This is a genomic window from Streptomyces sp. TSRI0107 (assembly GCF_001905845.1).
GTDB lineage: Bacteria > Actinomycetota > Actinomycetes > Streptomycetales > Streptomycetaceae > Streptomyces.
Genome location: NZ_LIVZ01000015.1, coordinates 100,308 through 117,109 on the forward strand (window position 1 = coordinate 100,308; position 16,802 = coordinate 117,109).

A 16,802-nucleotide genomic window follows, 5' to 3' on the forward strand; every position below is an offset into this window, starting at 1 on the left:
CAAGTGCGTTTTCGCGGGGCGGGCCGGTGCCGGTGTCAGAAGACCGACAGTCCCGTGAGCGTCGTGAAACGGTCCAGGGCCGCCACCCCCGCCACCGAGTTGCCCCGCTCGTCCAGCCCCGGGCTCCAGACGCACAGCGTGCAGCGGCCCGGGACGACCGCGATGATGCCGCCGCCCACCCCGCTCTTGCCGGGCAGGCCGACCCGGTAGGCGAAGTCGCCGGCCGCGTCGTAGGTGCCGCAGGTCAGCATCACCGCGTTGACCTGCTTGGCCTGGCTGCGGCTGAGCAGCCGGGAGCCGTCGGCGCGGACGCCGTGGCGGGCCAGGAAGGCGGTGGCGCGGGCCAGGTCGGCGCAGGAGGCCCGCAGGGAGCACTGGCGGAAGTACTGCTCCAGCAGCAGCGGCACCGGGTTGTCGATGTTGCCGTACGACGCCATGAAGTGGGCGAGAGCTGCGTTGCGGTCGCCGTGCGCGGCCTCGGAGGCGGCGACCTCCTCGTCGTAGGACAGCTCCTGGTTGCCGGACTCGGCTCGCAGGAACTCCAGGAGGGTGCCCGACGCGTCGCCGGTGCGGGTCTGGAGGCGGTCGGTGACGACGAGCGCGCCCGCGTTGATGAACGGGTTGCGCGGGATGCCGTTCTCGTACTCCAGCTGCACCAGGGAGTTGAACGGGTTGCCGGACGGTTCGCGGCCCACGTGCTCCCAGAGTTCGTCGCCCTCGCGGGCCAGGTCGAGAGCGAGGGTGAAGACCTTGGTGACGGACTGCGTGGAGAACGGCTCGCGCCAGTCCCCCACGCCGTACACCGTGCCGTCCGGCTCCGCGACGGCCATGCCGAAGCGGCGCGGGTCGCAGGCGGCGAGCGCCGGGATGTAGTCGGCGGGCCGGCCTCGGCCTGGGGTCCGCTCGATCTCCTCGGCGATGCGCTCCAGGACCGGCTGGAAGCTCGTCGACGATGTCATGATCACCATTGTGCCTCCGTGCCGTTCCCGGTGCGCATCGGCGAGGTCGTCCGCTCCGCGCGCGTCAGACGACGGGCGAGCCGTTGCCCGCGACGACCTCGGGCCGCAGCAGCGCGGCCAGCTTCTCCTGGGGCAACAGCCCCTTCTCCAGGACGAGTTCGGCCACGCCCCGACCGGTGGCCAGCGCCTCCTTGGCGATGTCGGTGGCCGCCGTGTACCCGATGTGCGGGTTGAGGGCGGTGACCAGGCCGATGGAGTTCTCCACACTGGCCCGCAGCACCTCGGTGTTGGCGGTGATCCCGGCGACGCAGCGCTCGGCGAGGGTGACGCAGGCGTTGCGCAAGTGGGTGATGCTCTCCGAGAGGGAGTGCAGGATGATCGGCTCGAAGGCGTTGAGCTGGAGCTGTCCGGCCTCGGCGGCCATGGTGATGGCGACGTCGTTGCCGATCACCTCGAAGGCGACCTGGTTGACGACCTCGGGGATCACCGGGTTGACCTTGCCGGGCATGATGGACGAACCGGCCTGCACGGGCGGCAGGTTGATCTCGCCGAGGCCGGCGCGCGGCCCGGAGGACAGCAGGCGCAGGTCGTTGCAGCTCTTGGAGAGCTTGACGGCGATCCGCTTGAGCACACCGGACATCTGCACGAACGCGCCGCAGTCCTGGGTGGCCTCGACCAGGTTGGCGGCGGTCACCAGCGGCAGGCCGGTGATGTCGGCGAGGTGGCGGCGGGCGGCCTCGGCGTAGCCGACGGGCGCGTTCAGGCCGGTGCCGATGGCGGTCGCGCCCAGGTTGATCTCGTGGATCAGCTCGACGGCCTCGGCGAGACGGCTGCGGTCCTCGTCGAGCATGACGGCGTACGCCGAGAACTCCTGCCCGAGTGTCATCGGCACGGCGTCCTGGAGCTGGGTGCGGCCCATCTTCAGCACGTCGCGGAACTCGACGGCCTTGCGGGCGAAGGCGTCCTGGAGCACCGACATCGCCTTGAGCAGGCCGCGCACCGCGAACACCGTCGCGATCTTGACGGCGGTCGGGTAGACGTCGTTGGTGGACTGGGAGAGGTTGACGTCCTCGTTGGGGTGCAGGAACGCGTACTGGCCCTTGTCGTGGCCCAGCAGCTCCAGCGCCCGGTTGGCGACGACCTCGTTGGCGTTCATGTTGGTGGAGGTGCCGGCCCCGCCCTGCACGACGTCCACCACGAACTGGTCGTGCAGTTCACCGCCCCGGATCTCCCGGCAGGCGGCGACGATCGCCGCGGCCTTCCTCGGGTCCAGCAGCCCCAGCTCCTCGTTGGCGAGCGCGGCCGCCTCCTTGACGGCGGCCAGGGCGGTGATCAGATGCGGGTAGGCGGAGATCGGCGTGCCGGTGATGGCGAAGTTCTCGGTGGCGCGCAGGGTGTGGACACCCCAGTAGGCGTCGGCGGGAACGTCCCGGTCACCGAGGAGGTCGTGCTCGCGGCGGGTGGCGGCGGTCATGGGGTACGGGTCGCTTTCTCGGAAGAGGGAGGGGAAGTGCCGGGTAGGGGCGCGGGGAACTGCGCGACCGGCCACGGACGGCCGGCGGACCGGCTACGACGCGCAGTCCCCCTTCGATCCGTGATCAGGACGTCACAGGAACCGGCTCCAGCGCCCGCACCGGCCGCACACTGCCGACCGGCAGCCCACCGCCGAGCAGCGGCTCGCCCGCGAACTCGGCGAGCGTGGACGGCTCGACGCCCGCGAGGGCCAACGCCGCCGCGGCGACGGGAATCCGCGCGCGGTTCGCACCGTCCGCGATCTTGACGGCGATGGCGCGGCCGTCCGGCAGCGCGGCGACCTGCACGCCCTCGAAGCCGTCCTTGGCGAGCAGCCCCGGCACGGCCCGCATCAGCGCGGCCACGTCCCGCCCGGCGCCGGAGGCCATCTCCGCGTGCTCGCGCATCGCGTCCGCGACCCGTGCCTCGGGCGTACCGGCCGCGGCGGTCGTGATACGGGCGGCGGCGCGGGCGAGGCCGTGCAGGGAGACGGAGAACAGCGGCGCCCCGCAGCCGTCGACGGTGACCGCGGCGACCCGCTGCCCGGTCAGGTCCTCGACGATCTCGGCGATCGCCTGCTGAAGGGGATGCCCGGGGTCGAGGTAGTCCTCCAGAGACCAGCCGTTGAGCCGGCAGGTGTACAGCATGGCCGCGTGCTTGCCGGAGCAGTTCTGGGCGAGCCGGGACGGCGCCCGGCCCTCGCGCACCCAGGCGTCCCGGAACGCCGGGTCGTACGGCATGTCGGGCGTGTTGCGCAGGTGGTCCTCGGTGAGCCCGGCCGACTCGAGGATCCGCCGGGCCCCGGCGAGGTGGCGTTCCTCGCCGGAGTGGCTGGCGGCGGCGAGCGACAGCAGCTCCCCGTCGAGCGGCAGTCCGGCCCGCACCATGGCCGTGGCCTGGACCGGCTTGAGCGCCGAGCGCGGGTAGAAGGCCGCCTCGATGTCGCCAAGCTGGAAGGTGACCTGGCCGTCGGCGCCGAGGACGACGACGGAGCCGTAGTGGACGCCCTCGACGACGCCGCCGCGGACGAGGTGGGCGACGGGGGCGTGGCGGGGTTCACGGACGGGGGGTGCGTCCGCGACGGAACTGCTGTACATCACTGCCTGGTTCTTCGGGGGGTCGGTGTCGGCCGGGGCGTGGTTCACACGTCGGCCCTGGTGGGGGTCTCGGGGGTGTTCCCGATCCGGCCGCGGACGGCGTACCAGCCCGCGACCAGCGCTGCGGCGATCAACGGCAGGCACAGCACGGTGGTGCGTCCGGCGCCGCCGTCGGCGTACATGAGGACCAGGACGGAGGCGAGGAAGGCCAGCGTCACGATCTCGGTCCAGGGGGAGCCCGGCAGCCGGTAGCCGGGGCGGTCCAGTTCGCCCTGCCGGGCCTTCCGCCAGAAGAGCAGGTGGCAGAGCATGATCATGCCCCAGGTGGCGAGGATGCCGATCGCGGCGAAGTTCAGCACGATCTCGAAGGCCTCGGCCGGGACGACGAAGTTGAGGCCGACGCCGAGGACGCACATACCGCTGGTGAGCAGGATGCCGCCGTACGGGACCTGGTTGCGGCTCATCCGCGCGGTGAACCTGGGGGCGGATCCGGCCACGGCCATGGAGCGCAGGATGCGGCCGGTGGAGTAGAGGCCGGAGTTGAGCGAGGACATCGCCGCGGTGAGCACGACGAGGTTCATGATGCCGCCGGCCGCGGGGACGCCGATGTTGGAGAGCACGGTGACGAAGGGGCTCTCCCCCGCCTTGTACGACGACCAGGGCAGCAGCATGGAGAGCAGCACCACCGAGCCGACGTAGAACAGGCCGACGCGCCACATGATGGAGTTGATCGCCTTCGGCATGATCTTCTCGGGGTTCTCGGTCTCGCCCGCGGCGACGCCGACCAGCTCGACCGAGGCGTAGGCGAAGACGACGCCCTGGATGATCAGCAGCATCGGCAGCAGGCCGTTGGGAAAGACGCCGCCGTTGTCGGTGATCAGCGACGGACCGGGGGTGTGGCCGTCGACGGGGTGCTGGGTGACCAGCAGGAAGATGCCGATGCACATGAAGACGACGAGCGCGCCGACCTTGACGATCGCGAACCAGAACTCCAGTTCGCCGAACATCTTCACCGAGATCAGGTTCACGGTGAGCACGACGGCGAGCGCGATCAGGGCGAGCACCCACTGCGGGACGTCGGAGAACATGCCCCAGTAGTGGGTGTAGGTGGCGACCGCGGTGATGTCGGCGATGCCGGTGGTGGCCCAGTTGAGGAAGTACATCCAGCCCGCGGTGTATGCGCCCTTCTCGCCCATGAACTCCCGGGCGTACGACACGAAGGCGCCGGATGAGGGCCGGTACAGCACGAGTTCGCCGAGGGCGCGCACGACGAGGAAGGCGAAGACGCCGCACACCGCGTAGGCGATGAAGAGGGAGGGGCCGGCGTCGGCGAGGCGACCGCCGGCGCCGAGGAAGAGGCCGGTGCCGATGGCGCCGCCGATGGCGATCATGTTGACGTGCCGGGACTTCAGGGACTTGCTGTAGCCCTCGTCTCCGGCGTCTACATGGCCGGAACGTTTCTGCACAGCGTTGTGCCCGGTCTGCACCTCTTTGTGCAGGGACTGCTCGCTCACGCCTCGGGTCCGCCTTCCATGGGGGTGTCCGTGCGCGCGGGACGCACGATGTGGGTGAGGGTGGTCTCGACGCGGTCGAGGTGGTGGGACATCGCCTCGACGGCGTCGTGCTCGGAACCGTCGACCAGCGCCTCGACGATGGCCCGGTGCTCGCGGTTGGACTGCTCGCGCCGGCCGCCGACCTCGTTCAGGAACGCCGACTGGCGGGCCAGCGCGTCCCGGATCTCCTCGATGACCCGGCGGAACACCGGGTTCTGGGCGGCCTCGGCCACGGCAAGATGGAAGAGGGTGTCCATCGCCACCCACGCGGTGGTGTCGGTCTCCCGCTCCATCCGCTCCATCAGGTGGGCCAGGTGGTCCAGGTTCTCGGGCGTGCGGCGCAGCGCCGCGTACCCGGCGACCGGGATCTCGACGTGCCGGCGCACCTCGAGCAGATCGCTGGCCGCGTAGTCGCCGAAGGTGGGGTCCTCGACGCTGTTCGCCACCACGAAGGTGCCCTTGCCGGTCTTGGCCACGGTCAGCCCGAGGGCCTGCAGCGCACGCAGCGCCTCACGCAGCACGGGCCGGGAGACCTCAAGGGTGCGGCACAGTTCCGCCTCGGAGGGCAGCTTGTCGCCGACGGCGTACTCGCCGCGCTCGATGGCGCCACGCAGGTGGGTGAGCACCGCTTCCATGGCACTGACGCGCCGCGGGCCGGGAAAGGCTGTCTGGCTGTCTGACAGGTTCACGGGGGTTGATCCTGCGGGTAGCGCCAGGGGCGTGTCAAGAGAAGCGAAAGGAAAGATTCACGGAGGCGGTGTCATGCATTGATCCTTTTCATGGAGTGACCTCCTTCGGGCGGCGCCGCTATCCCCACACCGCCCGGGCCAGCGCGACCCCCGCGAACGCCGCTCCCAGGCCGGCCACCACGCTCGCCGCCGCGTTGACCGCCGCCTGCGTCCGCGCCCCGGTCTCGGCGAGGCGGAAGGTCTCGTACGAGAAGGTCGAGTACGTGGTCAGGGCGCCGCACAGGCCCGTGCCGAGCAGCAGCCGCAGCGGGGAGGCGACGGCCGCGCCGGTCAGCAGGCCGAGGACGAGGCAGCCGGTGACGTTGACCGTGAAGGTGCCCCAGGGGAAGACCGAGTCGTGGCGGGCCTGCACCGCCCGGTCGGTGAGGTAGCGCAGCGGGGCGCCGATCATGCCGCCCGCGACGACCAGCAGCCAGTTCACCCGGCCCCCTCCCCCGCGCCGGGGCGGACGACCTCGCAGTGGTCGAGGGTCACCAGTCCGTCGGTGACCAGTTCGTCCAGGTCGGGCAGGAAGGCCCGTACGCGTTCCTCGGTGTCGACGATCACGACGGCCACCGGCAGGTCCTCGCTCAGCGACAGCAGCCGGGACGTGTGGACCACCGAGGACGCCCCGAAGCCCTCGACGCCGCGGAAGACACTGGCCCCGGCGAGGCCCGCCGCGTGCGCGCGGTGCACGATCTCCGAGTGGACGGGCCGATGGTGCCAGGTGTCCTGCTCGCCGACGAGGACGGTGAGGCGCAGGGCGGGGCCGGTCGTCCGGGTCATCGTTGCCTCACTTTCAGCAGCCGGCGGGCCGCGCCGGCGGCGAGCCACACCGCGGTGAGCGCCGCGAGCAGGGTCGCGGCGAGGTAGGCGAACGCCGTGGTGAGGCGGCCGGCTTCGATCAGCCGCTGGGCCTCGACGGCGTAGGTGGAGAAGGTGGTGAAGCCGCCGAGCACTCCGGTGCCGAAGAAGGGGCGGACCAGCGGGTGCGCGGGGCGCACCTCCGTGACGGCCACCAGGAAGACGCCGATCACGGCGCAGCCGGCGACGTTGACCCAGAACGTCGTCCAGGGAAAGCCGGCCGGCGCGGCGGGCCACCACAGGGAGGCCGCGTAACGGGCGGTGGCGCCGAGGCCGCCGCCGAGGGCGACGACGCCGACGACGGGGGCCTGGGCGCGCCAGGCGGGCCGCTGCGGTGCGGGGGCGGGGGCGGTACGCAAAGGGGTGCTGTCCGGGCTTGTCATGGTCGGTCGGTTCCTGCTCGCCTGGGTTTCACGAGCGGCCGGTCGACAGGGTAGCTCCGAGGTCGTACGGGGGTCACTTCGGCGCCGGTGCCGCGCAGACCGCGACCCCGCGTTCCTGGACACTGCCCAGCACCAGCAGCTCGCCGGTACGGCAGACGCTGGTCACCATGCGGTAGCCGGAGCGGCGGCGGGTGAGGTGGTGGACGGTCTCTCCGTGGTCGTCGACCGCGAGGACGCCGATCGTGCCGGAGGGGCGGAAGGGGGCTTGGAGGGCGAGCCGGGCGGCGGCGCGACGTACGGCGGGGGCGGTGCGGTGCAGCAGGTCGAGGGGCGGGACGCGGGGGCCGGCCAGGGACACCCAGACCGGTTCGCCGGGGGCGCCGCGCCAGAGGTTGTCGGGCATGCCCGGCAGGTTCTCGACGAACGGCTCGGTGCGCCCTGCGCGCGGACCGGTGATCCAGTGGCGGCTGAGGCGGCGGGCGCCGGTCTCGGCGACGACCAGGAAGCTCTCGTCGGCGCTCGGCGCCAGGCCGTTGGCGAACTGGAGGCCTTCGGCGACCACGTCGAGACCGCCGTCGGGGGTGAGCCGCAGCAGCCGTCCGGTGCCGGTGTGTTCGACGATGTCGCCGATCCACTGGCTGAGGGGGTAGCGGCTGCTGGAGACGGTGAAGTACACCGTGCCGTCGGAGAGCGCGACGGCGTTGCTGCAGAACCGCAGCCGCTCCCCCGCCACCGCGTCCGCGAGGAGGTCGACGGTGCCGTCGGCGAGGTCGACGCGCAGCAGTCCGCGTTCGGCGTCGCACACCAACAGCGCGTCGTCGGGGAGGAGTTCGAGGCCGAGGGGGCGGCCGCCGGTGTCGGCGAGTGTGGTGACGCTGGGCGTGCCGTCCAGTCCGTCGAGGCGCAGGATGCGGCCGTCCTCGACGCCGGTGAGCACCCGGCCGCGGTCGTCGGCGACGACGTCCTCCGGGCCGTGGCCGCCAACGTCGACGTAGCGCAGGGGAACGAGCGTGGCTGATCGGTCCATGGCGCCCATCCTGTCAGGTGACGCGCCGTCAGCAGTAGGCGTGGGGAGTGAGCATCACGAGTGGGCGTCGGGCGCGGCCGTCACCAGCCCTTTTCGAAGATGCGGGCCACCTCCGCGGCCCGGACCTCGTCGCGGCGGTAGTGGACTTGGTCACCGATCCGGTGGCTGCGGAGCAGGCCGAGGGCGGCGAGGAGGGCGAGGTGGGTGTCGGCGACCGGGCGCGGCAGGCCGAGTTTCGCGGCGACGGCGTCGGCGGTGACGCCGTGCGTGGGACAGGTGTCGGGATGCGGCGGGAAGTGGGCGGCCGGATCCTTGAGCCATTCCAGGATGCGCATGCGGGTGTCGTTGACGGGAGTCCTCAGCATCTCGTCCCCCTCGGTCGGGCCCCTCACTGCCGGTTTTCCCCGCGCGGCGCGGGGCGAGACATCGCATCCCGGCCTCCGCGCCTCCTGTCCGATGTCGAACGGGTCTTCGACTCCCGGTGGCGGGAAAGGCCGAGGGCCCGGCCGCGCGGGTGCGTACTCGCGCGGCCGGGCCCCGGGGTGCGTTGGCCGGCGGTGGCCGAAGCGGCTCAGCGGGAGCCGGCCGGCGGGCTCAGCGGTGGCCGAACCACGCCATCGCCGGGAGCGCCCGGTCGTCGTAGCCGAACAGGGCCTGGTTCTCCCAGCCGTTGCCGGAGGAGGCGTCGGTGGGGTCCCAGCCGTTGCCGGTCACCGCCGTCCAGGTGGCCTCCCAGTAGAAGACACCGAGGCCGCGGCCGTTCGGGACGGCCTCGACGATGCTCGCGATGTCGTTCATCCACTTCGTCTGCCCGGCGGTGGTGGCCGGGTAGCCGGCGACGAGCTCCTCGGAGAGGTCGATGATGTTCTCGTGCGCGTCCTCGCTGTCGAGCCGGAAGGGGTAGGCCGTCTCGGCGACGAACACCGGCTTGCCGTAGCGGGTGGCGGCGTCGTCCAGGGTGGTCTGGAAGTCGTACAGGGAGCCGTGCCAGTAGCCGTAGAACGACAGGCCGATGGCGTCGAACTTCACGCCGTTGGCCACCGCCGAGTCGAACCACCAGCGGGTGCCGCTCAGGTCACCGCCCTTGGCGAGGTGCAGGGCCACGGTGGTGGAGGAGCTGACCGCCTTGACCGCGTCGTAGCCGGAGTTGAGCAGTCCGGCCAGCTGGGACCAGTTGCTTGTGGAGCCCTCGTTCCACAGCATGCCGCCGTTGATCTCGTTGCCGACCTGGACCATGTCGGCGGTGGTGCCCTGGGCCTTCAGCGCGTTCAGCACGTCGTACGTGTGGTTGTACACGTCCGTCTTCAACTGGCTGTAGGAGTGGCTCGCCCAGGCGGCCGGCTTGGACTGGGCGCCCGGGTCGGCCCAGGTGTCCGAGTAGTGGAAGTCGACGAGCAGTTTCATGCCCTGCGCCTTGATCCGCTTGGCCTGGGCGAGCACGCGCGTCTTGTTGTGGTAGCCGTCGGCGGGGTTCACCCAGACCTTCAGCCGGGCGTAGTTCATGCCGGCGGACTTCATGACGGCGAGCGGGTCGGCCTTGCCGCCGGAGCTGGTCCGGTAGACCCCGCCGAGGGCCTCGCTCTTGGCGATGGAGGAGACGTCGGCGCCGTGGATGGTGGTGCCGGACGTGCCCGAGGTGAACGTCAGGTCGTCGACGTTGATCCAGTTGCCCGCGTTGGCGTCGCTGTTGATGCTGATCGTGCACTGGTTGGTGGTCACGTCGACCGGTACGACGATGCGGATCCAGCCGTCGGCGGAGACCGGCAGGTCCGTGCGCTGTTCGGCGCCGCCGCAGTTCTTCAGGGCTATGTACGCGGAGTTCTGGCCGCCGCCGGAGCGGACCCAGGCGGTCAGCTTGTACTTGCCGTTGGTCAGGCCGGAGAGGTACTGGTACGTCTCCACCTTGTAGGCGGTGGACGCCCAGTGGCTCAGCCGGTAGGCGCCGCCGTGGCCGCCGGCCTCGGTGAAGGAGGCGCCGGTGGAGCCGTACTCGGACCAGCCGCCCGGGGTGGCGGAACCCGCGCCGTCGGCCTCGAAGCCGCCGTTGGTGAGGGTGCTCGCCGCCTGGGCGGTCTGCGCGGGCAGGAAGGTGAGGGCGAGCCCGGCGGCGAGCGGCAGCAGCAGGGCTCTCAGGGTGCGTCTGGGATGGAACATCGTCGTCCGTCGTCCCTTCGACGTAAGGGGGGATGGAGACCTCCGCGCCCCGGGCAGGGCCTGCCCGGAGTGGTGGAGGCGGCCCCTCCGCCCGCGGCTCTTCCGGCTCGCGCGGGCGGAGGGGAGTCGGTTCGGCCCTCGGGCCGGGTTCAGCCGTCGAGCCGGACGACCCGTACGGCTCCCGCGGGGACCTCGACGCGGCCCGCGGCGCGCTCGCCCGTCAGCAGCTCGGTGCCGGGCGCCTCAAGCGGCACCTTGGCGTCGGTGCCGGTGTGGTTGACGGCGAACAGGTACGTGCCCGACTCGCCGGTGCGCAGCACCACTTCGACGTCCCGCGGCAGGTCGGCGCGCGGGGCGAGGCGCGCGTCCTCGGCGGCCCGGCCGAGGACCGCGTCGATGCCGTCCGCGCCGAGGCGGGTGGAGACGTACCAGGCGGTGCCCTCGCCGAGGCGGTGGCGGGTGACGGCGGGGCGGCCGGCGGTGAGGCCGTCGGCGTACGTCCACACCGTCTCGGCGCCGCGCGGCACCACGAACTCCGTCCACACGTCGGCGGCCAGTTCGCCGCCGTCGGGACCGGTGACCCGGACCGTTTCGCCCTTCAGCAGTGGCGAGAACTCCTCGACGGTCAGGCCGAGGACGTCGCGCAGCGCGCCCGGGTAGGCGCCCTCGTGGACGGCGTCGTGCTCGTCGACGATGCCGGAGAAGTACGACACCAGCAGGGTGCCGCCGTTCTCGACGTACCGGGTGAGGTTGCGGCCGGCGGCCTCGGTCATCAGATACAGCGCGGGCACCACGACCAGGGGGTAGGCCGACAGGTCGGCCTCCGGGTGGGCGAAGTCGACGGTGAGGTGGCGGTCGTAGAGCACCTCGTAGAAGGCGTCGGCGCGTTCGCGGGCGTCGTGGTCCTCGCTGGGCCGCCAGTCCAGGTTCTGCGCCCACCAGGAGTGCCAGTCCCACAGGACGGCCACGTCGGCCCGCGTGCGGGTGCCGCGGATCTCGTTCAGCGTGCCGAGGGAGGCGCCGAGTTCGACGACCTCGCGCCAGACGCGGGTGTCGGTGCCGCCGTGCGGGACCATCGCGGAGTGGAACTTCTCGGCGCCGCGCCGGGACTGCCGCCACTGGAAGAACATGGCGCCCTCGGAGCCGCGCGCCACGTGGGCGAGGGAGTTGCGGGCCATCTGGCCGGGTGCCTTGGCGGGGTTGCGGGCCTGCCAGTTGACGCCGGAGGTGGAGTGCTCCAGGAGCAGCCAGGGGGCGCCGCCGGCGACCGAGCGGGTGAGGTCGGCGGCCATGGCGAGGTTGACGTGGGTGCGGCGGCCGTCGGTGATCAGGTAGTGGTCGTTGGTGACGAGGTCGACCTCGCGGCCCCACGCCCAGTAGTCGATGGAGTCGCACTGGCTGAGCGCGGTCATGAAGTTGGTGGTGACCGGGACGCCGGGCGAGAGGCGGTGCAGGATGTCCCGCTCCGCCACGAAGTTCTCGCGGATGGTGGCGTCGGCGAACCGCCGGTAGTCCAGCGCCTGGCCGGGGTTGCCGACGGTGGGCGTGCGGCGCGGCGGGTTGATCTGCTCGAAGCCGGTGTACCGCTGGCCCCAGAAGGCGGTGCCCCAGGCCTCGTTGACCGCGTCGACCGTGCCGTACGTGTCCGCCAGCCAGCGGCGGAAGTGGGCGGCGCAGCTGTCGCAGTAGCAGGCCGAGACCGGCACCCCGTACTCGTTGTGCACGTGCCACATGGCGAGTGCGGGGTGGTCGCCGTAGCGCTCGGCGAGCCTGGTGGCGATGTTCGCGGCGGCCGCCCGGTAGTCGGCGTTGCTGTGGCAGATGGCGCCGCGGGAGCCGAACTCGTGGCGGATGCCGTCGGCGGTCACCGGCAGCGCCTCGGGGTGCGCGCGGTAGAACCAGACCGGGGGCACCACGGTGGGGGTGCCGAGGTCGACGCGGACGCCGTTGTCGTGCAGCAGGTCCAGCAGGCGGTCGAGCCAGCCGAAGTCGTACTGCCCGGGTGAGGGCTCCAGCAGCGCCCAGGAGAAGATCCCCACGCTCACCATGGAGACGCCGGCCTCCCGCATCAGCCGTACGTCCTCGTGCCAGACGCTTTCCGGCCACTGCTCGGGGTTGTAGTCCCCACCGAAGGCGAGCCTGGTGAGGCCCTTGGGGGTGGTCTCCGGCATGGATGTCTCCCGGGTAATCGATCATTTGGGAACGTGCACACACAACGGTGGCGGTGTGAGCCCAACATAACCGCACAGCAACAACCATTGACAAGTGTCCGGGATGTTTCTCTACTGTGAACGCTCACAGAAGCATGGCAGGTTCTCGCGACAGGCGAGGACCCAGGTCAGGGGAGATATCCATGCCGAACACGAAGCGCCGTCGCCTGGTGGCCACCACCGTCGCCGTCACACTCGGCGCCACCGTCCTCGCCGCCTGCGGCTCGGAGGACGGGGACAGCGAGGCCCGGTCCGGGCCCGTCTCGCTCACGTACTGGACCTGGACGCCCGGCATGGACAAGGTCGTCGACCTGTGGAACAAGGGCCCGGGCAAGAAGGAGCAGATCACCGTCACGGTGAAGAAGCAGGCGTCCGGCGACACCCTGGTCACCAAGATCCTCACCGCCCACAAGGCCGGCAAGGCGCCCGACCTGGTGCAGGCCGAGTACCAGGCGCTGCCGACCCTGGTCAGCAATGACGCGCTCGCCGACATATCGGGCGAGGTCGGCGGCGCGAAGGACAAGTTCGCCGAGGGCGTCTGGCAGCAGACCACGCTGGGCACGGACGCGGTGTACGCGGTTCCGCAGGACATCGGGCCGATGATGTTCTACTACCGCGAGGACCTGTTCGAGGAGTACGGCCTGAAGGTCCCGACCACCTGGGAGCAGTTCGCCGAGACCGCCCGCGCGCTGAAGAAGAAGGCTCCGGACAAGGACCTCACCACCTTCTCCGCCAACGACTCCGGCCTCTTCGCGGGCCTCGCCCAGCAGGCCGGGGCCAAGTGGTGGAGCACCGAGGGCCAGAAGTGGAAGGTCGGCATCAACGACCCGGCGACCCGGAAGGTCGCCGAGTTCTGGGGCGGCCTCGTGAAGGAGGGCGCCATCAACAACCAGCCGATGTACACCCCGGCCTGGAACAAGGCGCTCAACACCGGCAAGCAGATCGCCTGGGTCAGCGCCGTCTGGGCGCCCGGCACGCTGACCACCGCCGCGCCCGACACCAAGGGCAAGTGGGCCATGGCCCCGCTCCCCCAGTGGTCCGGCAGCGAGAACGTCACCGGCAGCTGGGGCGGCTCGTCCACCGCCGTCACCACGGACTCCGGCAACAAGGAGGCCGCCGCCAAGTTCGCCGCCTGGCTGAACACCGACGGCGAGGCGCTGAACGCGCTGGCCAAGGAGAGCGGCATCTACCCGGCCTCCACCGCCGCCCAGCTCAGCGGCGCCTTCACCAAGTCGCCGGAGTACTTCTCCAACCAGGCCGACTTCTACACCCAGGCCGCCGAGATCGCGCAGACCACCGCGCCGTCCGCGTGGGGCCCGAACGTGAACGTCGCGTACACCACCTTCAAGGACGCCTTCGGCGCCGCCGCCAAGAACAAGTCGGACTTCACGGCCGCCCTGGACACCATGCAGGAGGCCACCGTCGCCGACATGAAGAAGCAGGGCTTCGAGGTTTCCGAGTGACGACCGCACGCCGGAAGTCGTACGGGGTCAAGGGGGCCCCGTACGCCTTCCTCCTCCCCGCCACGATCCTGTTCGCCCTGTTCTTCGCGCTGCCCATCGGGTACGCGGTCTGGCTCAGCTTCCGCAAGGTGAAGGTGTCCGGCCTCGGCCTGGGCTCCGGCGCCCGCACGGAGGTCTGGGCCGGCCTGGAGAACTACACCGCCGCGCTCTCCGACAGCGAGCTGCTGGACGGCGCGCTGCGCGTGCTCGGCTACGGCTGCCTCGTCGTCCCGCTGATGCTGGGCCTCGCCCTGCTGTTCGCGCTGATGCTCGACTCCGACAAGGTGCGGCTCGCCCCGTTCACCCGGCTCGCGATCTTCCTGCCGTACGCCATCCCCGGCGTGGTGGCCGCGCTGCTGTGGGGCTTCCTCTACCTGCCGGACGTGAGCCCGTTCTACTTCGTGCTCGACAGGCTGGGCCTGCCGCAGCCGGACCTGCTGGACGGCGGGCCGCTCTATCTCGCCCTGTCGAACATCGCGGTCTGGGGCGGCACCGGCTTCAACATGATCGTCATCTACACCTCGCTGCGGTCGATCCCGGCCGAGGTGTACGAGGCGGCGAAGCTGGACGGCGCCACCCCGCTGCAGATCGCGCTGCGCATCAAGATCCCGATGGTGGCGCCCTCGCTGGTGCTGACCTTCTTCTTCTCGATCATCGCGACGCTCCAGGTGTTCAACGAGCCGACCACCCTCAAGCCGCTCACCAACTCCGTGTCCACGACGTGGAGTCCGCTGATGAAGGTGTACCAGGACGCCTTCGGCAAGGGTGACATCCACGCGGCGGCCGCCCAGGCCACGATCATCGCCCTGGCCACGCTGCTGCTGTCCTTCGGCTTCCTGCGGGCCGCGAACCGTCGTCAGAAGCAGGAGGCGGCACGATGAGTTCTCTTGCCATCGCCAAGACCGACACGGCCACGGACGCCACGCCCGGCACCGGCCGGCGCCCGCCGCTGCGCCGCCGGATCGCGCTGATCCCGACGGTGACGCTGCTGCTCGGCGCGCTGTACTGCCTGCTGCCCGTGGCGTGGGTGGTGATCGCCTCGACGAAGTCCGGCAGCGAGCTGTTCTCCACGTTCACCTTCCTGCCGGGCTCCGGCTTCACCGAGAACCTCTCGGACCTGAGCGCCTACCGCGACGGCGTGTACTGGCAGTGGATGGCCAACTCCGCCCTCTACGCGGTCCTCGGCGCCCTGCTGTCCACGGCGGTGTCGTCCTTCGCCGGGTACGCGCTGGCGACGTACCGCTTCCGCGGCCGCGAGACGATGTTCAACGTGCTGCTCGCGGGCGTGCTGATGCCCCCGGTGATCCTCGCGATCCCGCAGTACCTGCTGCTGGCGAAGGCCGACCTCACCGACTCCTACCTGTCGGTGCTGCTGCCGCAGATCCTCTCGCCGTACGGCGTCTACCTCGCCCGCATCTACGCGGCGGCCGCCGTGCCGGGCGACGTCGTGGAGGCCGGGCGGATGGACGGCGCGAGCGAGTGGCGGATCTTCACCCGGATCGCGCTGCCGATGATGCTGCCGGGCCTGGTGACGGTCTTCCTGTTCCAGTTCGTGGCGATCTGGAACAACTTCCTGCTGCCGTACATCATGCTCAGCGACGACGAGAAGTTCCCGATCACGCTCGGTCTGTACACGCTGCTGGAGCAGGGCTCCAACACCCCGGCGCTGTACACGCTGGTGATCACCGGCGCGTTCCTCGCGGTGCTCCCCCTGGTCGCGCTGTTCCTGGTCATCCAGCGGTTCTGGAGCCTGGATCTGCTGTCCGGGGCCGTAAAGTCATGACCATGGGCAATACGGGGGGCCGGCGCAAGCCGCCGACGATTCACGACGTGGCGCGCGAGGCGGGCGTCTCGCGCGGCACCGTCTCGCGCGTGCTCAACGGCGGCCACTACGTCAGCCCGGCGGCACAGGAGGCGGTCAACGCCGCCATCCGCAAGACCGGGTACGTCGTCAACCGGCACGCGCGCTCCCTGATCACCGGCCGCTCGGACTCCGTCGGCTTCCTGCTGACGGAGCCCCAGGAGCGGTTCTTCGAGGACCCCAACTTCAACGTCCTGCTGCGCGGCTGCACCCAGGCGCTGGCCGCGCACGACATCCCGCTGCTGCTGATGCTGGCGGGCACCGAGGACGAACGGCGGCGCATAACGCGGTACATCACCGCCGGGCACGTCGACGGGGTGCTGCTGGTCTCCAGCCACTCCGGTGACCCGGTCGCCCAGGAGCTGCGCGAGGCGGGCGTGCCGCTGGTCGCCTGCGGCAAGCCGATCGGGCTGGGCTCCAAGGTGAGTTACGTCGCCGCCGACGACCGGGACGGCGCCCGGGACATGGTCCGGCATCTGCTCTCTCTCGGCCGGCGCAGGATCGGCGTGGTGACCGGTCCGCTCGACACGCCCGGCGGTGTGGAGCGGCTCGCCGGTTACAAGGAGGTGCTGGCCGAGGCAGGCCTCCCGGTCGACGACGACCTCATCGTCTCCGGCGACTACAGCCGCGCCAGCGGCGAGGCGGGCGCCGAGCGGCTGCTCGCGCAGGCCCCCGGCATGGACGCGGTGTTCGTCGCCTCCGACCTGATGGCCCAGGGCGTGCTCACCGCGCTGCAGCGGGCCGGGCGGCGGGTGCCGCAGGACATCGCCGTCGGCGGCTTCGACGACTCCCCCGCCGCGCTCGCCGCGAGCCCCGAGCTGACGACCATACGGCAGCCGTGGGACCGGATCAGCGCCGAGATGGTGCGGGTGCTGCTCGCCCAGATCGGGGGCGAGGACCCGGCGGCGGTGATCCTGCCGACGGAGCTGGTGAGGCGGGAGTCCACCTGAGG

16 protein-coding genes are annotated in these 16,802 nt (G+C 71.2%); 4 read left to right on the top strand and 12 right to left on the bottom strand.

Annotated elements, in window-relative coordinates:
- Positions 1-35 precede the first annotated feature (35 nt).
- From AMK31_RS34020 to AMK31_RS34075, 12 genes are all read right to left on the bottom strand, one after another.
- Positions 36-968: a glutaminase gene (locus AMK31_RS34020; RefSeq protein ID WP_073944596.1), complete on the bottom strand. Its 933-nt coding sequence runs from the start codon at positions 966-968 to the stop codon at positions 36-38.
- Between the two features lie 55 nt (positions 969-1,023).
- Entirely contained in the window at positions 1,024-2,433 is a 1,410-nt protein-coding gene (gene aspA / locus AMK31_RS34025; protein WP_073944597.1) for an aspartate ammonia-lyase, read from the bottom strand.
- Positions 2,434-2,557: 124 nt separating this feature from the next.
- Positions 2,558-3,568 carry an asparaginase gene (locus AMK31_RS34030; RefSeq protein WP_073944693.1) on the bottom strand — a complete coding sequence of 337 codons (1,011 nt, stop codon included), beginning with the start codon at positions 3,566-3,568 and terminating at the stop codon, positions 2,558-2,560.
- Positions 3,569-3,612: 44 nt separating this feature from the next.
- Positions 3,613-5,082: an amino acid permease gene (locus AMK31_RS34035; RefSeq protein WP_073944598.1), complete on the bottom strand. Its 1,470-nt coding sequence runs from the start codon at positions 5,080-5,082 to the stop codon at positions 3,613-3,615.
- The gene (locus AMK31_RS34040; protein WP_073944599.1) at positions 5,079-5,756 is read right to left on the bottom strand and encodes a FadR/GntR family transcriptional regulator; all 678 of its coding nucleotides are present in this window, start codon (positions 5,754-5,756) and stop codon (positions 5,079-5,081) included. The genes AMK31_RS34035 and AMK31_RS34040 overlap by 4 nt, the downstream gene beginning before the upstream one ends.
- A gap of 172 nt (positions 5,757-5,928) precedes the next feature.
- The gene (gene crcB, locus AMK31_RS34045; protein ID WP_073944600.1) at positions 5,929-6,291 is read right to left on the bottom strand and encodes a fluoride efflux transporter CrcB; all 363 of its coding nucleotides are present in this window, start codon (positions 6,289-6,291) and stop codon (positions 5,929-5,931) included.
- Positions 6,288-6,635 carry a DUF190 domain-containing protein gene (locus AMK31_RS34050; RefSeq protein WP_073944601.1) on the bottom strand — a complete coding sequence of 116 codons (348 nt, stop codon included), beginning with the start codon at positions 6,633-6,635 and terminating at the stop codon, positions 6,288-6,290. The genes crcB (AMK31_RS34045) and AMK31_RS34050 overlap by 4 nt, the downstream gene beginning before the upstream one ends.
- Positions 6,632-7,096: a fluoride efflux transporter CrcB gene (gene crcB, locus AMK31_RS34055; protein ID WP_073944602.1), complete on the bottom strand. Its 465-nt coding sequence runs from the start codon at positions 7,094-7,096 to the stop codon at positions 6,632-6,634. Before crcB (AMK31_RS34055) ends, AMK31_RS34050 begins: the two co-directional genes overlap by 4 nt.
- Positions 7,097-7,169: 73 nt before the next feature.
- The gene (locus AMK31_RS34060) at positions 7,170-8,123 is read right to left on the bottom strand and encodes an SMP-30/gluconolactonase/LRE family protein (protein ID WP_073944603.1); all 954 of its coding nucleotides are present in this window, start codon (positions 8,121-8,123) and stop codon (positions 7,170-7,172) included.
- A gap of 80 nt (positions 8,124-8,203) precedes the next feature.
- Positions 8,204-8,488, bottom strand: coding sequence for a helix-turn-helix domain-containing protein (locus tag AMK31_RS34065; protein WP_073944694.1), 285 nt, complete (start codon positions 8,486-8,488; stop codon positions 8,204-8,206).
- Positions 8,489-8,717: 229 nt separating this feature from the next.
- Positions 8,718-10,277 (bottom strand): glycoside hydrolase family 53 protein, encoded by a 1,560-nt coding sequence (locus tag AMK31_RS34070; RefSeq protein WP_073944604.1) that lies wholly within the window; start codon positions 10,275-10,277, stop codon positions 8,718-8,720.
- A 149-nt stretch (positions 10,278-10,426) separates the two neighbouring features.
- Entirely contained in the window at positions 10,427-12,448 is a 2,022-nt protein-coding gene (locus AMK31_RS34075) for a beta-galactosidase (RefSeq protein WP_073944605.1), read from the bottom strand.
- 182 nt (positions 12,449-12,630) lie between these two features.
- Between AMK31_RS34075 and AMK31_RS34080 the strand changes: the two genes are divergently transcribed.
- From AMK31_RS34080 to AMK31_RS34095, 4 genes are read left to right on the top strand one after another with little or no spacing between them, the layout of a single operon-like run.
- Positions 12,631-13,950: an ABC transporter substrate-binding protein gene (locus AMK31_RS34080; protein ID WP_073944606.1), complete on the top strand. Its 1,320-nt coding sequence runs from the start codon at positions 12,631-12,633 to the stop codon at positions 13,948-13,950.
- Positions 13,947-14,870: a carbohydrate ABC transporter permease gene (locus AMK31_RS34085; RefSeq protein WP_073944607.1), complete on the top strand. Its 924-nt coding sequence runs from the start codon at positions 13,947-13,949 to the stop codon at positions 14,868-14,870. The genes AMK31_RS34080 and AMK31_RS34085 overlap by 4 nt, the downstream gene beginning before the upstream one ends.
- Positions 14,867-15,772, top strand: coding sequence for a carbohydrate ABC transporter permease (locus tag AMK31_RS34090; RefSeq protein ID WP_073944608.1), 906 nt, complete (start codon positions 14,867-14,869; stop codon positions 15,770-15,772). Before AMK31_RS34085 ends, AMK31_RS34090 begins: the two co-directional genes overlap by 4 nt.
- Positions 15,769-16,800, top strand: coding sequence for a LacI family DNA-binding transcriptional regulator (locus tag AMK31_RS34095; RefSeq protein WP_073944609.1), 1,032 nt, complete (start codon positions 15,769-15,771; stop codon positions 16,798-16,800). The genes AMK31_RS34090 and AMK31_RS34095 overlap by 4 nt, the downstream gene beginning before the upstream one ends.
- Positions 16,801-16,802: the final 2 nt, after the last annotated feature.

Bases quoted from the DNA above. Each gene is read 5' to 3' on its own strand.
- AMK31_RS34030 (WP_073944693.1), bottom strand. From the start codon at position 3,568: ATGTACAGCAGTTCCGTCGCGGACGCACCCCCCGTCCGTGAACCCCGC.
- AMK31_RS34070 (WP_073944604.1), bottom strand. From the start codon at position 10,277: ATGTTCCATCCCAGACGCACCCTGAGAGCCCTGCTGCTGCCGCTCGCC.
- AMK31_RS34040 (WP_073944599.1), bottom strand. From the start codon at position 5,756: ATGGAAGCGGTGCTCACCCACCTGCGTGGCGCCATCGAGCGCGGCGAG.
- AMK31_RS34080 (WP_073944606.1), top strand. From the start codon at position 12,631: ATGCCGAACACGAAGCGCCGTCGCCTGGTGGCCACCACCGTCGCCGTC.
- aspA (WP_073944597.1), bottom strand. From the start codon at position 2,433: ATGACCGCCGCCACCCGCCGCGAGCACGACCTCCTCGGTGACCGGGAC.
- AMK31_RS34060 (WP_073944603.1), bottom strand. From the start codon at position 8,123: ATGGACCGATCAGCCACGCTCGTTCCCCTGCGCTACGTCGACGTTGGC.
- AMK31_RS34090 (WP_073944608.1), top strand. From the start codon at position 14,867: ATGAGTTCTCTTGCCATCGCCAAGACCGACACGGCCACGGACGCCACG.
- AMK31_RS34050 (WP_073944601.1), bottom strand. From the start codon at position 6,635: ATGACCCGGACGACCGGCCCCGCCCTGCGCCTCACCGTCCTCGTCGGC.
- AMK31_RS34020 (WP_073944596.1), bottom strand. From the start codon at position 968: ATGGTGATCATGACATCGTCGACGAGCTTCCAGCCGGTCCTGGAGCGC.
- AMK31_RS34075 (WP_073944605.1), bottom strand. From the start codon at position 12,448: ATGCCGGAGACCACCCCCAAGGGCCTCACCAGGCTCGCCTTCGGTGGG.
- AMK31_RS34065 (WP_073944694.1), bottom strand. From the start codon at position 8,488: ATGCTGAGGACTCCCGTCAACGACACCCGCATGCGCATCCTGGAATGG.
- AMK31_RS34095 (WP_073944609.1), top strand. From the start codon at position 15,769: ATGACCATGGGCAATACGGGGGGCCGGCGCAAGCCGCCGACGATTCAC.
- crcB (WP_073944602.1), bottom strand. From the start codon at position 7,096: ATGACAAGCCCGGACAGCACCCCTTTGCGTACCGCCCCCGCCCCCGCA.